This is a genomic window from Vibrio xiamenensis, assembly GCF_900100015.1.
Classification (GTDB): Bacteria; Pseudomonadota; Gammaproteobacteria; order Enterobacterales; family Vibrionaceae; genus Vibrio; species Vibrio xiamenensis.
The window spans coordinates 283,561-297,495 of the sequence record NZ_FNDD01000002.1; the positions used below are offsets into that span (position 1 = coordinate 283,561).

Sequence of the window (13,935 nt, forward strand, 5' to 3'; positions counted from 1 at the left end):
CGATCGCTCAACGCAACCAAGGCGCTGGTATGTCAGCGCCTTGGTTTTAGTTGGTTGATGTTGAAGCTGGGTTAATCCATATCAGGAGTAAACAAACCGCGCTTCATATAAAATTTCACCCACACCGCACCGATGAGACTGATCACAGCCAGTATTCCACCTGCGATGCTGTAGACCATTTGCGTCATTTCAGGCGACGGTGAGTTATTAAGCGCCACATACCCCATCGCGATAATGCCAATGATTTGCGGCAATGGGAAAAATGGAGTGCGATACGGGCGCTCTTGATTAGGCAGGCGGCGGCGAAGCACCAGCACGTCAATATGTGCAACGATATAAGCCAACAACCAACTGGTGGTAGCGGCAATGACTAAAACGATTAGCGAGTCGATGTCCACCAGCATGAAAGGAATCGCGGTACACACTGCCATCATCACAATCCCCACCCAAGGCGCGTTGTAACGGTTTTGCGCTTTAAGTTGTGGAAACGCCTGTTTTTGCATTGCCATGCCGTGAAGCATGCGTGGTACCGACGCCAAAATGGTATTGATGGTGCTGCAAGTCGCGGCCAACGCCATGATGGTTGCGATCATCAAACCGCTTTGACCAAATACCGCACTAACATAATCCAAGTAAGGAATCGGCGATTCGACCAAGGTGTCGACATTGAGATACAAACTGGCGCCGTAGGCGAAAGCGAGAAAAATCGCGAAGATCATAACTAAAGACAGATGCATCGCACGAGGAATGTTTTTTCGCGGCTGCTCCACTTCGTTGACCATCGGACAGATAAACTCAACGCCAACCATCATCCACATCGCCAGCGCAATCAAACCGATAAAGCTGCCGTCAAGCACGCCGCCAAAGCTCCAATCAACACTTTGAGTCAAAGTTGGGTGCGGCTCGCTTACACCCGTGATTGCCGCAAGTCCAACAATGATCAGCGCACTCACCAAAATAAACGCCAACAGATTTTGCACTTTGGCAAACACGTCAGCGCCGATAAGGTTGGTGACCATCAACACGCCCAAAATCGCCAGAGGAACCACTTTGGCGGGAAACACACCGGGAAGCAGTTCACCAAGCATAGCGTCGACCAAAAACATCTCCACCGGCAGCGCTAATACCGCGACCACTACGTAACCGGAAAACACCGAAACAATCGCAGGAAAGTGGCCAATGGCCTTTTGCGTATAGGTAGCCAGTGTCCCCTCTTGCGGAAACATCAGCGACAATTCTGCAAAACTCATGGCATTAAACTGCGCCAAAATAAACGCCGCGAACATGGCAGCGATAAACGCCATGCCGCCAATCCCTATGCCTTGGGTCGCTGAGATCATTGCGCCTTGGACAATCACCAATCCGATACAGATGGCCATCATGGTTGCCAAGCCCATTTTTCGCGCTGGTTGGTTAGTTGCTGATCCTTCAGCGCGACTGATTTGTTCTGATTGTACTAAATCACTCATTTTCTATTCCTTTTCTAACTAAACCAAATAGTTAACTAAAACCGTTATGTAAATAGTCTGTATGTCTGCAATTACAGCCTTGCAAAGCGATACGGCGCTGGGTCAACCAAAGGCGCGCTGCCAGTGGCAAGATCTGCAGCCAGTTGCCCAGCCGCCGGCCCAGTGCCAAAACCGTGTCCGGAGAAGCCAGTTGCAATGGTTAATCCAGGAATCGCATTTATGCGGTCAATCACCGGATTTGAGTCCGGCGTGACATCAATTAGCCCAGCCCACGCCTCTTCGATTTCAGCCTGCTCAAACATCGGCCAGGCGTTTTTAAGATTGGTGAGCGCCTCGCTGTTTAAGCCAGCGTTATACGCAGGATCCATGGTGCGAATTTTTTCAAACGGCGAAGGTTTATGATGACTCCAGCGCCGCGCCAGTTTCAGGTCATCGACAAAATGCTTGCCAAGCTTGATACGTAAAAAACCACGTTGATGACGAAGCTGATCAAGATAGCGATGACCGACGAGTAAGTGGTCGAGCGTAATCGGCGCATCCAAAGCACCGCGCTGAGTGATAATAAAGCCGCCATCTTGATGCTTACGAAACGAAAAATCCGGTGCGCCGACCGCGATATCGGTCGGTCCTTGCATCGGCTTGGTGCGCAAAACCGAGCAAATCAAAGGCAAGGTTGGTAGAGAAACGCCGTGTTGGGATAAAAAGCGTCTTGACCAAGCGCCGCCAGCCAGCAGCACTTGTTCACAGGTGATTTCGCCCTGCTCCGTCACTACGCCGCTCACTTTCCCTGCCGCCATCGACAAACCACGCACTGCGCAATTTTGGATGATAACCGCGCCTTTTTTCGCAGCCGCTTGCGCCATCGCGCTGGTTGCAAGTGCTGGCTCAGCGCGGCCATCCGATGGGGTATACACCGCTCCGACCCAATCGGTTTTTCCGCCGGGTACCAAAGAGCTGACTTCACGAGTTGAAAGTAGCTGACTGTCGAGTTCAAGCGCTTTCACCGACTCAAACCAGCTTTCGTGCGCTTGCATTTGCGCTTCGCTACGAGCAACAAACATAATGCCCGCCTGCTGATAACCAACGCGGCGACCAATCCGCTCTGGCATTTGTTGCCAAAGCTTATCGGCGGCCAAAGACAAAGGCACATCTTCAGCAACACGGCTGGTCTTGCGAATCCAACCTAGATTTCGCGATGATTGCTCTCCAGCAACGTGACCTTTTTCGATCAATACCACTGGAATATTGCGCTCAGCCAGAGTTAGCGCAGCGCTCACACCGACAATGCCGCCACCAATAATCACCACTTGCGTTGATTTCGGCAGCAAACTCTCAGTGGTAAAACGCTCTAATGTCTTGGTCATTCTTTCGTTCCTTGAAATACAACTGGGCTTGAACTTAAGCCATCACATACTCAGTGCCGCTAGCGGCTGCGCCGCGATAAGCGGTGACTTCAATTTCAACTTTGTAAACCGTGGAGCCCAGCGGCGGACAGGTCACTGTGGTCGTGGGATCAATGCCTTTAAATTTGGCGCCAAATAGCTCCATCACGGGTGCAACATCGGCTGGGTCCTGAATAAAAACTCGCGTGCTGACCACATCGGCTAATGACGCATCGACCGCTTTTAGCCCGCGTTCGATATTGCTAAATACTTGTTCGGTCTGCTCAAACAGATCCTCTGAAATCTGCTTCGTGTCAGGATTGCGCCCTGCGGTATTGGAGACGAAAATCCAATTATCAACCGCGACAACGCGCGAATAACTGCCGCTCTGTTCAAATGCAGAGCCGGTTTTGACTTTAACGATTTGAGTCATGATGTACTGCCTTTAGAAAAGCAAAGGCGCGATGGCCTTTCGCTTTAGATATTTAGATAAAAGGGTTCAATGGGTTAATCAATGCCACGGCTTTAACTTAAAACCGGGGTATCCCACAGGTTCAATTTGACGCCAATGCCTTTTTCTAGCGCGTTGCGATACACAACCGTCCCCCACGCCACATCCTCAACCGGTAAACCACCGACGGACAAAATGATGATCTCTTCATCGTTTTGGCGACCCACCGTATCACCAGCGACAATCGCACCTAAGTCTTGTAACTCGGCTTTGTCCATCAGGCCTTGCTCGATCATGTCCATAAAGCGCACGCCGATGATCGGAATATAGTTGTGCGCCGGTTTTGGCACTTCTTCAAACCACGCTTCGTAGAGACCAATGCTGTCCGCCACTTTACGCACATCCGATGTTTCCATGGCGGCGTCCAAACGGCAGTAAGCTGGCATGGCTAAAAACGCCCCTGCTTTCACCCACTCTCGTTTCACTTCAGGATAGGTTGACGGGTCGCCGGTTTCGCCGGAGTTACAGTAAGTGACGATGTCACTATCGCGTACCACTTCCTCGATAGAATCAACGATTTGAATTGTGGTGACTTGCGGATAAGTCGCACTTAACCAAGTGATAAAGGAATCGAGGCTTTTTTGACCACGACCTTTGACTTTAACGGTATCAATCTGCGGACACGCGGCGATAAATGCGGCTACCGAGGTTTTACCCATTACGCCAGGGCCAAGCACACCGATAACTTTTGAATCTTTACGTGCCAAATGTTTAGCGCCAACACCTGGGACCGCGCCAGTACGATAAGCGGAAAGCAAGTTAGCTGACATATGCGCCAGCGGCGCGCCAGTTTCAACATCGTTTAAAGTAAACATCAGGATTGAGCGCGGCAGGCCTTTTTCGCGGTTGGCGATATTGGAGCCATACCACTTAACGCCGCAGGTCTGAAAATCACCGCCCAAATAGGCTGGCATCGCCATCAAACGGCGGTCCGCGGTCGGTTTTGGCATAGTGGCAAATGGCGACTCTTCAGGGAAAGTGATCATTGCGCCATGGGAATCACTGTTTGGTCCAGCCATACGATAATCGCCATGGTGTAGTAGCGCGAACATCTGTTCCATGGTGTCAACGCATTGCGCCATGTCGGTTACGCCCGCTTTAATCATGTCTTGTTCTGAAAGGTAAATGAAATCGATTTTAGTGCTGTCTGACATACTTTCGCCTCTATCCTTTGGGTGAATTTAAGCCGCGTTCTCCAATGACTTTCTATGCAAAAAGCCTTGCGGTGAATTGATAGTAAAGAGGTGAAAAATGTCTGTATTGAATTTTTGCGACATTTGAAAAGTGTTTTTAAATTGGTGATTTTGGCATCACCTTTGCAGAAGGCTAAATATCATTCACTGCATGGATAGCAATAATGACAGGTCTTTTACGTGCCCTTCCGGTCAGCGGAATTCGCTCCAAACAACCTTGGTTTGTCATGAGCGCGGCTAAGTATTCCACCCATATCAATTCGGCGAACCCGTTTGTTTCCCACTATTACAGCTTTGAAGCCGACGGCCATCACCAACACCCGATTGCTATTCCAGACGGTTGTGTCGACCTGCTATTTGATTGCGACCAGAATGAACCCATCGCCCAAGTTTGCGGTACGGCTTTGCAAGCTAAAGAGATTCAATTTGAGCGTGGGCATCGCTATTTTGGCGTGCGCTTTTTACCTGGCTATATTCCCGATTTTCTCGATGTATCGGCCAAAGAAATCATTGATAACCAAATCGATTTTCTCGACATTATGCCGCGAGCCAAGCCAATTTTTGAGCAAGTCGTCGAGCAAACGGATTTTGCTAAACAGGTGGCGATTGTGAGCCAATTTCTGCACGCGAAAAGCGCCTCGCGGTTATCCCCTCTAACCCGCCAGTTAGTGGGAAAAATTTGTCAGCAACAAGGCAACATTCAAATTCAACAACTTGAACGCTATAGCGGTTATTGCAGTCGCACCATCCAGCGTCAATTTCTAGCCGAAACCGGTCAAACACCTAAGGCATTTTGCCGTGCGATTCGCTGCCAGTCCGCGGTGTACAACATCAATCACAGCCCACAACTGGCATTTTCAGATTTAGCGAGCGAGCTAGGCTTTAGCGATCAATCACATTTTCTAAGGGAATTCAAAAAGTTAGTAAGCACAACTCCGCTTGAATATCAGCATCGCGTGCAACACAAAACCTATCTCGAGCGAATTCACTGTTATTGACCCAAATTGGTTCAAAAATAAGAAAACGCACTTTAGCAGTGCGTTTGCTAGTTTTTATCTCGCGCCGAATTGAGTTAATTCATCGTAGTCATAATGTTAATACTTAGATCCATTTCACATAATTAGCAACGAAGTTCGCTGATTGTCGTTCACTATTTGGCAAACAATTGGCTTATATCTTTAAACGCTTTAACCCAAATTGCCTCCCTACCTGAGCTAACACGCTGTATTGTGGAGTTAACTTCAGGTTCGACACCCACCGAACAAGCCGTTAAAGCGCTTATCGAGTAACCTTCAAATACATTCGCTCCCTCACAGGGAGCGTTTAAGTTCACTAAATACTATTTAACCAACCACTGCCTAAAAATTGGTCTCTTGTTACGATATAAAAAATCATCCCTTTCTCAAACCAAGCCTTTTTATACTTGCTAATGACCTATCTCAATGAGCACAAGGAACGAGTGATGAGCGCAATCGTAGGCACCACCAACATTGATGGCACAGGCAGCGCGTCCAATCTTACTGCCGAAAACGGCGAAGTACTGGATCTGACCTTTGGCTTCACAGGGTCTTACATGGGAGATATCCAAACCAGACAGCAAGGGCTAGTCGAAATCTATGATTCTTGGGATCACTATGGCATAGGTGAAGATCGCATAGAAAATATCGGCGAGTGGAATCAACAAGGAGTAAAAGAACTCTATATCGATTCGTCAGCCGGTTTTGGTGGCAATCAATATGGCACGTTAACCCTAAAAAACTTTGTCGATCTCTATTTGGAGTTAAGTAGTGATCTTAGCGAACCTGGTTGGGCAAGTAGTGATATAAATATTTATGATATCAAGCGAGGAGAAATAGACTTATCTTCTCTTGAAGGCGAAAGCGATGTTTATATCGAGGTATACAGCAACAGTGCGAGTTGGAGCAATCTATTTACAATCACGGGCAGTGAACAAAGCGACTACCTGACCATGCAAGCTGTCGCTGGTACCCGCTGGACCGAATTTAACATTGATTTAAGTGCGGGAGATGATAGTTTCAAATGCATCCTTGCTGGAGCGGAGTCGAGCAGTCAATTGCGCTATGTCGACGGTGGTGACGGCAGCGATACTCTCACCGCAACCCACATCAATGATATTGATTTTGAGAACTTTGAAACGCTGGTCAATGCCAGTATAAGCACTCAAACGCTAAACATCGATCAGCAGCTATTGGCCAACAACGCCAGCGCTAACAATGGGTTGTGGTTGGATGGTTTTAATATCGAGTTTAGCGATGAATTTGATGATATTGATGTTTCAACGCTCGCGACAGGAGAGTATAAAATCGTTGCAACGTACGACGATGAACAGTACCTGCTCTATTCGGACACAGTGCCAACCGAACTTGTTTAAAACACTTTGAGATTCAGAGCAACTTTGCCTTGAGCAAGATTTAACATAGAAAAGCCTGCGGTGAGTTTATAGAGTCGCTCAGCGCAGGCTTTTGCTTTGGTCGTTAATTTTTTACCTTGTTGTTGGCGACTACAAAATATCCCGTAGGCGGTAGTAGCTCATCGCCAGTACAAGCGCTGGTGTGCGCAGTAAGCGTCCGCCGGGAAATGGCAGATGCGGAATGCGTTCAAACACATCTAACCGCTCAGCAGTGCCGGATACCGCTTCAGCCATGAGTTTGCCCGCAAGCCCAGTAGCAGCAATGCCGTGCCCCGAAAAACCTTGAGCGTAAAACACGTTGTCTTTGATACGGCCAAAGTACGGCGCGCGATTCATAGTAATGCCGACATAGCCGCCCCAAGCGTAGTCAATCTTGACGTTTTTCAATTGGGGAAAGACATCGACCATGCGTTTGCGCATCGTGCCTTCGATACTGCGCGGGTCGATACCAGAGTAACTGCAACGTCCACCAAACAACATGCGATGATCTGCCGAGCAGCGGAAATAGTCGAGCACAAAATTAATGTCGCACGCCGCGATGTTGTTTTTCATTAACGAACCGGCAAGCGAAGGCTCCAATGGCTCAGAGGCGCAGATATAGGTGCCGACAGGCATCACTCGGCTTTCGAGTTTGAAGTCCAGCCCTTCCATATAGGCATTACAAGCTAGCACTACATAATCGGCGGTTACCTGTCCTTTGGCGGTAACAATTTTGGCTGGCGACCCGTGGTGGATCTTTTTGACTCGGCTGCCTTCATAAAACTCGACCCCGAGCGCTTTGGCCGCCGCAACCAAACCCAGAGTGTAATTGAGCGGATGTAAGTGACCACTATTGCGGTCAAACATACCAAAGCAGTAGCGCTCACTATCAATATTGTCGCGAACTTGCTGCTTATCCCATAGCTCAAGTGAACCATAGCCATATTTGTTCGCTAAGCTTTCATGCCACTGTTTGAGTTCCCGTTCGTGGCGCGCTTTGATCGCCAAATGCACCATACCATCGCGCCAATCGCAATCGATGTTGTAATCTTTGATGTAGCCTTTAGTGGTTTCCAGCGCTTCAACGGAAAGGTCCCACAGGGTTTTGGCATCAGGCGCGCCCACCAGCTTTTCCAAGCTGTCTTGTTCGCTCGCCCAGCCAAAAATGGCTTGGCCACCACTGCGCCCCGAAGCGCCCCAAGAGACTTTTTCTGCTTCGAGAACAATGACTTTGTAGCCTTTCTTAGCCAGCTCTAAGGCGGTTACGGTACCGGTAATACCAGCACCGATAACGCACACATCGGCGCTTTGCGCACCTTGTAGGGGTGGAAAATCAAAATCGTGGTTGGCACTGGCCGCGTAGTACGAATCAACGTGCGGTTGCTTCATGGTTGGTTATCCTTAACATCTAAATAAAATCCTTTTATTTAACGACTTATCACAGGTACCACTGATATTCCAACGGTGAGACTTGGGAAAAGAAGTTAACTTGCTCGCTGTGTTTACTCTGATGGTAAACATGACAGAACTCTGGCGTTAAGCGTTTTTTTAGCACGTCACTGTGCTCGAAACGCTCAAGAGCCTGAGGCCAGGAAATCGGCAAGAAATTCTCACCTTCCAGCTCGTAGGCGTTGCCTTCAACGGCTAGCGGCGGCTCAATGTGGTTATCCAGCCCCTCTTTGATAGTCGCCAAAATGGTCGCCACCACTAAGTAAGGGTTACAATCAGCGCCAGGTAAGCGGTGCTCAAGGCGAGTATCCGCCGCTTCTCCGGATGGAATTCTCAGTGCGACCGTGCGGTTATCCCAGCCCCAATTGGGCCATAACGACACAAACATATTGGGCTGAAAGCGGCGATACGAGTTCGCATTGGGCGCGATGATCGCCATGGTCTCTGGCATGTAAGCCAATACGCCTCCAATCGCGTGTTTGAGCATTTGCTCGTGTTGGCAAAACACATTGTCGCCGAACCTGTCTTGCATACTGACGTGAATGTGGCAGCCATTACCAGCATAGTCAGAATACGGTTTCGCCATAAAGTTGGCTTCAAAACCGTGCTTCTTCGCTATCGCCCGTACCACTCGTTTCATCAGCATAGCTTGGTCACAGGCCTGCATCACATCGAGGTTATGGTGCAAATTGACCTCAAACTGGCCCGGAGCATATTCGGCCAAAATGTTGGATGCGGGAATATTTTGCGTTTCACATACTGAAATCACTTCATCGATAAAGCCGCGAAACTCATCGAGTTCATCGAGTGAATAGACTTGAGTCTGGGTCATGCGTTTGCCACTAAGGGGCATCAAAGGTGGTTGCGGATTGCCTTCACTATCAAGCTCACTGTCTTGGAGATAAAACTCAAACTCGACCGCCACACACGGGTATAACTCTTGCTCTGCCAAACCATTGAGCTGGCGGCGCAAAGCGTGGCGAGGGTCGGCGAAAAAACCTTGAGTTTGGTCTTGATCTAACATGGTCAACACCGCTTGAGCCACCCCCTCTTTCCATGGCACCAGCGACAAGGTATTCGTTACAATTCGGCAGATGCGGTCGCCATCACCTAGCTCAAATCCCAGCCCGGTTTCCTCAACGGTTTCACCCGTAATGTCGAGGGCAAAAATCGATGCAGGCATGTACAAACCATTTTCGACGACCTTAGGTAACATGTTGATTGGGATGCGCTTTCCACGCTCCATTCCGTTCATGTCGAACAGAATCAGATCCACGCTGTGGACATCAGGATATTGCTCTGCAAAGGCGATCGCTTGCGGAATATCCTCTTGAGTCATCCATTTTCTTCGTCCTTGGCTCATTATCGATTTCCTTATCAAACAGCACAAAAAATAGACTCAAATAGAATAGGCATATTGTTAAATATATTGCAACAGTAGATTCCCAAAGTCCCATAATCGGAAATTAGTTAGGTAAATATCGAACAAAGCGGTTGACAATTAACCGTTTAATTGACAATTCTAGATTTAGTATTGTTATGAAAATGTTTCGATATACTTTACGCAACCCATGGATATTGAGTGATATGGACATCATCAAACAGTGGTTTACTGAAAACCGCATCACCGAAGTAGAATGCTTGGTGCCAGACATTACCGGCAATGCGCGCGGTAAAATTATTCCAGCGCATAAATACATCAATGACCAAGGCATGCGCCTGCCAGAGAGCCTATTCTTCCAAACCGTCACTGGTGACTGGCCAGACGACGACAGCATGATCGATCTCACCGAACGTGACATGCACCTTGAGCCGGATATCAATACCATTCGCTTTGTCCCTTGGGCCAAAGAGCCCACCGCGCAAATCATCCATGACTGTTTTGATAGCCACGGCAACCCGGCGGAAATTTCGCCGCGTAGCGTGCTTCGCAAGGTACTTAAACTGTACGAAAATGAGGGTTGGACGCCGGTGGTTGCGCCAGAGCTGGAGTTTTTCTTGGTGCAGCAAAACCTCGACTGGGACTACCCACTCAAGCCGCCAATTGGCCGCAATGGTCGCCCAGAAACGGCGCGTCAATCGTTCAGCATTGATGCAGTCAACGAGTTTGATCCGCTGTTTGAAGAGATGTACGACTTTTGTGATCTTCAAAAGCTTGATGTCGATACCCTGATTCACGAATCCGGGGCGGCGCAAATGGAGATCAACTTTGACCATGGCGATGCACTTGAAAGCGCCGACCAAGTATTTTTATTTAAGCGTACCGTACGTGAAGCGGCGCTGCGCCACAACGTTTACGCGACGTTTATGGCCAAGCCAATGGAACAAGAGCCCGGCAGCGCGATGCACATTCATCAAAACATTCTTGATGCTGACGGCAACAACCTATTTAGCAACCCAGATGGCACCAACAGCGAATTCTTCATGCACTACATCGGCGGCATGCAGAAATACACCCCGGCAGCGATTGCGTTCTATGCGCCCAACGTCAACTCCTATCGCCGCTTGATCTTTGGTGATTGTGCACCAACCAACCTTGATTGGGGGGAAGACAACCGCACCGTAGGGCTTCGCGTTCCGGTATCAGGCAAAAACTCGCGCCGGTTGGAAAACCGTTACGTCGGCGCTGATGCCAACCCATATTTGGCGATGGCAGTAAGCTTGGCGAGTGGCTATTTGGGCGTAAAAAACCAACTCAAACCGACCTCGATTTCGACCGAGGACACCAGCCAAAATCCGTACACGCTACCGCATACCTTGGAAGATGCTCTGGTACAACTGCAAGCGTGCGATGAACTTAAAGAGATTCTCGGCGAACGTTTTGTTGCGGCTTACGTTGCCATTAAGCGCAAAGAATACGAAACCTTCTTCCAAGTCATCAGCTCTTGGGAACGGGAGTTTTTGCTGCTCAATGTGTGAGTCACGTTATTAATCAATGCATTAATCAAGGTGCTAACACGCCAGCGACACAGATACGGATTTCACTGACCAAAGTCACGAATAAGAAAAGGATTTCTCATGTCAGAACTTGTTGAATACGATGCCCAGCACTGCTTTCATCCATTTAGTAACTATCATGACTTGAACCGCAAAGGCTCGCGTATGATCGAGCGCGCAGAAGGTGTCTATATTTTTGATGAGCACGGCCACCAAATTCTTGATGGTATGTCAGGGCTGTGGTGCGTTAATTTAGGTTACAGTTGTCAACCTCTGATTGAAGCGGCCACCAAGCAGCTAAGCGAACTGCCCTACTACAACTTGTTCTTCCAAACCTCGCACCCACCAGCGGCGCGCTTGGCTAAATTGCTTGCCGAAGTCACACCCGAGGGCATGAATCATGTGTTTTTTACCGGTTCAGGCTCAGAGTGTAACGATACCGTCGTGCGCATGGTGCGTTACTACTGGAATAACCTTGGCAAGACCAACAAGAAAACCATCATTGCACGTAAAAATGCCTACCACGGCAGTACCATCGCAGGGGCCAGCCTTGGCGGCATGGAGTTCATGCACAAACAAACTGGCTGCTTGGTGCCAGACATTGTGCATATCGACCAACCCTACGCATTTGGTGAGTACGATGGTGATGATATTCAAGCCTTTGGCCTTGAACGTGCGCGTCAGCTTGAAGCGAAAATTCTAGAACTTGGCGAAGACAACGTCGCGGCCTTTATCGCTGAGCCTATTCAAGGCGCAGGCGGTGTGATCATTCCACCTGAAAGCTACTGGCCAGAAATTCAACGCATCTGCGATAAATATGAAATCTTGCTGGTTGCCGATGAAGTAATTTGCGGTTTTGGCCGCACCGGTGAATGGTTTGCCAGCCAAACCTACAACATTCGCCCTGATCTCTTGTGCATGGCTAAAGGCATCACCTCCGGTTACCTGCCACTTGGCGGTGTGATGGTGCGTGATGAGGTTGCACAAGTGCTCAAAGACGCCAATTCCGAATTTGCCCACGGCTTTACCTATTCTGGTCATCCAGCGGCTTGCGCGGTGGCGATTGCCAATATTGAAGAGATGCAAAAGCAACACATCATTCCCACGCTCAAAGAGTCGATCATTCCCTATTTTGCCGATAAATGGCAGCAACTCGCGCAGCACCCATTAGTGGGTGAAGCTCGCTCAAAAGGCATGGTTGGCGCCATTGAACTGGTGCGCGATAAAGCCAGTAAGGAGCGTTACAGCAAAGAGTTGGAAGTGGGCATGATGTGCCGCGAAAATTGTATTGCCAGTGGTCTGGTGATGCGCGCTGTGGGTGACACCATGATCGTGTCACCGCCGCTTATCATCACTAAACAGGAAATTGATTTGCTCGTTGAACGAGCGACACTCGCCCTCGACAAGACGTTAGCGAACTTATAACCCTTGTCAAACATATCAACCCCAAGGATCGGAGAACCATATGTTTAACCCTCTGAAGAAAAATGCGTTGTTGACTGGCCTGATGGCTGTTGCCGTGTCTGGCTTTGCTCAGGCGGAAGAAGAAAAAGTGCTGAACATTTACAACTGGTCAGACTATATCGCGGAAAACACCATTGCCGATTTTGAAAAAGAGACCGGCATTAAAGTCGTCTACGACGTATTTGATTCGAACGAAGTGCTGGAAGCCAAAATTCTGTCTGGTAACACGGGTTTTGACTTAGTGGTGCCAAGTAACGACTTTCTTGGTCGCCAAGCCAAAGCGGGCGCATTTATGCCGCTTGATAAAGCCAAATTGTCGAACTACGCCAACCTCGACCCGAAATTGATGGGCATGTTGGCAAGCTCTGTTGACCCAGACAACCAATTTGCCGTGCCTTACCTTTGGGGAACCACGGGCATTGGCTACAACGTTGAAAAAGTCAAACAAGTGCTGGGTGATGATGCGCCTGTCGACAGTTGGGATTTAGTCTTTGAGCCTAAATACATGGAAAAACTCGCCTCATGTGGCGTGGCTTACCTAAACGCGCCAACCGAAATCATGGCTGCGGCGCTCAACTACATCGGTAAAGATCCCAACTCAGCCAACCCATCAGATTACAAAGATGCACTCACCATGCTGGAGAAAGTACGCCCTTACATCACCTACTTCCACTCATCGCAATACATTAACGATTTGGCCAACGGCGATATCTGTGTGGTGATCGGCTGGTCTGGTGATGTGATGCAAGCGGCTGACCGGGCAACCGAAGCCAACAACGGTGTTGAAATCGCGTATTCGATTCCAAAAGAAGGCGCACTAGCATGGTTTGACCTACTCGCCATTCCTAAAGATGCCAAGCATCCAGAGAATGCCGAGAAATTCATCAACTACATTTTGCGTCCAAAAGTCATCGCCGATATCACCAACTATGTTTGGTACTCAAACCCAAATATTCCGTCACGTGAATTCGTCGAACCGGACATCATTAACGACCCAAGTATCTTCCCGACGCCAGCGGTGCAAGAGAAGCTCTACACCAACGCAATTCTGCCAATGAAAGCCACGCGAGCGCTGACTCGTACTTGGACAGACTTCGTTAAAAACTGATCAAGGAAAACG

Annotated in this window: 11 protein-coding genes; 5 read left to right on the top strand and 6 right to left on the bottom strand. The window is 48.9% G+C overall.

What is annotated here, in order from left to right; all coding sequences use genetic code 11:
* Positions 1 to 71 precede the first annotated feature (71 nt).
* The 4 genes from BLS03_RS02920 to BLS03_RS02935 form a co-directional block, all read right to left on the bottom strand.
* The gene (locus tag BLS03_RS02920) at positions 72 to 1,469 is read right to left on the bottom strand and encodes an APC family permease (protein WP_093269409.1); all 1,398 of its coding nucleotides are present in this window, start codon (positions 1,467 to 1,469) and stop codon (positions 72 to 74) included.
* Between the two features lie 71 nt (positions 1,470 to 1,540).
* The gene (locus tag BLS03_RS02925) at positions 1,541 to 2,833 is read right to left on the bottom strand and encodes an NAD(P)/FAD-dependent oxidoreductase (protein WP_093269411.1); all 1,293 of its coding nucleotides are present in this window, start codon (positions 2,831 to 2,833) and stop codon (positions 1,541 to 1,543) included.
* A gap of 34 nt (positions 2,834 to 2,867) precedes the next feature.
* Positions 2,868 to 3,284 (bottom strand): RidA family protein, encoded by a 417-nt coding sequence (locus BLS03_RS02930; RefSeq protein WP_093269414.1) that lies wholly within the window; start codon positions 3,282 to 3,284, stop codon positions 2,868 to 2,870.
* A gap of 92 nt (positions 3,285 to 3,376) precedes the next feature.
* The gene (locus BLS03_RS02935; RefSeq protein ID WP_093269418.1) at positions 3,377 to 4,516 is read right to left on the bottom strand and encodes an ornithine cyclodeaminase family protein; all 1,140 of its coding nucleotides are present in this window, start codon (positions 4,514 to 4,516) and stop codon (positions 3,377 to 3,379) included.
* A 203-nt stretch (positions 4,517 to 4,719) separates the two neighbouring features.
* On the opposite strand from BLS03_RS02935, the gene BLS03_RS02940 reads away from it, so the two are divergent.
* Together BLS03_RS02940 and BLS03_RS02945 are read left to right on the top strand one after the other, a co-directional pair.
* Positions 4,720 to 5,553, top strand: coding sequence for an AraC family transcriptional regulator (locus BLS03_RS02940; protein ID WP_093269420.1), 834 nt, complete (start codon positions 4,720 to 4,722; stop codon positions 5,551 to 5,553).
* Positions 5,554 to 6,017: 464 nt separating this feature from the next.
* Positions 6,018 to 6,947 (top strand): hypothetical protein, encoded by a 930-nt coding sequence (locus BLS03_RS02945; RefSeq protein WP_093269423.1) that lies wholly within the window; start codon positions 6,018 to 6,020, stop codon positions 6,945 to 6,947.
* Between the two features lie 129 nt (positions 6,948 to 7,076).
* Here BLS03_RS02945 and BLS03_RS02950 read toward each other — a convergent pair whose 3' ends face one another.
* A complete protein-coding gene (locus tag BLS03_RS02950; RefSeq protein WP_093269425.1) occupies positions 7,077 to 8,354 on the bottom strand; it encodes an NAD(P)/FAD-dependent oxidoreductase in 1,278 nt (425 codons plus the stop codon).
* 49 nt (positions 8,355 to 8,403) lie between these two features.
* Positions 8,404 to 9,777: a glutamine synthetase family protein gene (locus BLS03_RS02955; RefSeq protein WP_093269428.1), complete on the bottom strand. Its 1,374-nt coding sequence runs from the start codon at positions 9,775 to 9,777 to the stop codon at positions 8,404 to 8,406.
* Positions 9,778 to 10,001: 224 nt separating this feature from the next.
* On the opposite strand from BLS03_RS02955, the gene BLS03_RS02960 reads away from it, so the two are divergent.
* From BLS03_RS02960 to BLS03_RS02970, 3 genes are all read left to right on the top strand, one after another.
* Positions 10,002 to 11,333 carry a glutamine synthetase family protein gene (locus BLS03_RS02960; RefSeq protein ID WP_093269431.1) on the top strand — a complete coding sequence of 444 codons (1,332 nt, stop codon included), beginning with the start codon at positions 10,002 to 10,004 and terminating at the stop codon, positions 11,331 to 11,333.
* Positions 11,334 to 11,432: 99 nt separating this feature from the next.
* Positions 11,433 to 12,776, top strand: coding sequence for an aspartate aminotransferase family protein (locus BLS03_RS02965; RefSeq protein ID WP_093269434.1), 1,344 nt, complete (start codon positions 11,433 to 11,435; stop codon positions 12,774 to 12,776).
* Between the two features lie 82 nt (positions 12,777 to 12,858).
* Positions 12,859 to 13,923, top strand: coding sequence for a polyamine ABC transporter substrate-binding protein (locus BLS03_RS02970; RefSeq protein ID WP_342720188.1), 1,065 nt, complete (start codon positions 12,859 to 12,861; stop codon positions 13,921 to 13,923).
* Positions 13,924 to 13,935 lie beyond the last annotated feature (12 nt).

What these genes read in the sequence shown, in the direction of transcription:
- BLS03_RS02920 (WP_093269409.1), bottom strand. Translation starts at nt 1,469, where the DNA reads ATGAGTGATTTAGTACAATCAGAACAAATCAGTCGCGCTGAAGGATCA.
- BLS03_RS02925 (WP_093269411.1), bottom strand. Translation starts at nt 2,833, where the DNA reads ATGACCAAGACATTAGAGCGTTTTACCACTGAGAGTTTGCTGCCGAAA.
- BLS03_RS02930 (WP_093269414.1), bottom strand. Translation starts at nt 3,284, where the DNA reads ATGACTCAAATCGTTAAAGTCAAAACCGGCTCTGCATTTGAACAGAGC.
- BLS03_RS02935 (WP_093269418.1), bottom strand. Translation starts at nt 4,516, where the DNA reads ATGTCAGACAGCACTAAAATCGATTTCATTTACCTTTCAGAACAAGAC.
- BLS03_RS02940 (WP_093269420.1), top strand. Translation starts at nt 4,720, where the DNA reads ATGACAGGTCTTTTACGTGCCCTTCCGGTCAGCGGAATTCGCTCCAAA.
- BLS03_RS02945 (WP_093269423.1), top strand. Translation starts at nt 6,018, where the DNA reads ATGAGCGCAATCGTAGGCACCACCAACATTGATGGCACAGGCAGCGCG.
- BLS03_RS02950 (WP_093269425.1), bottom strand. Translation starts at nt 8,354, where the DNA reads ATGAAGCAACCGCACGTTGATTCGTACTACGCGGCCAGTGCCAACCAC.
- BLS03_RS02955 (WP_093269428.1), bottom strand. Translation starts at nt 9,777, where the DNA reads ATGAGCCAAGGACGAAGAAAATGGATGACTCAAGAGGATATTCCGCAA.
- BLS03_RS02960 (WP_093269431.1), top strand. Translation starts at nt 10,002, where the DNA reads ATGGACATCATCAAACAGTGGTTTACTGAAAACCGCATCACCGAAGTA.
- BLS03_RS02965 (WP_093269434.1), top strand. Translation starts at nt 11,433, where the DNA reads ATGTCAGAACTTGTTGAATACGATGCCCAGCACTGCTTTCATCCATTT.
- BLS03_RS02970 (WP_342720188.1), top strand. Translation starts at nt 12,859, where the DNA reads ATGGCTGTTGCCGTGTCTGGCTTTGCTCAGGCGGAAGAAGAAAAAGTG.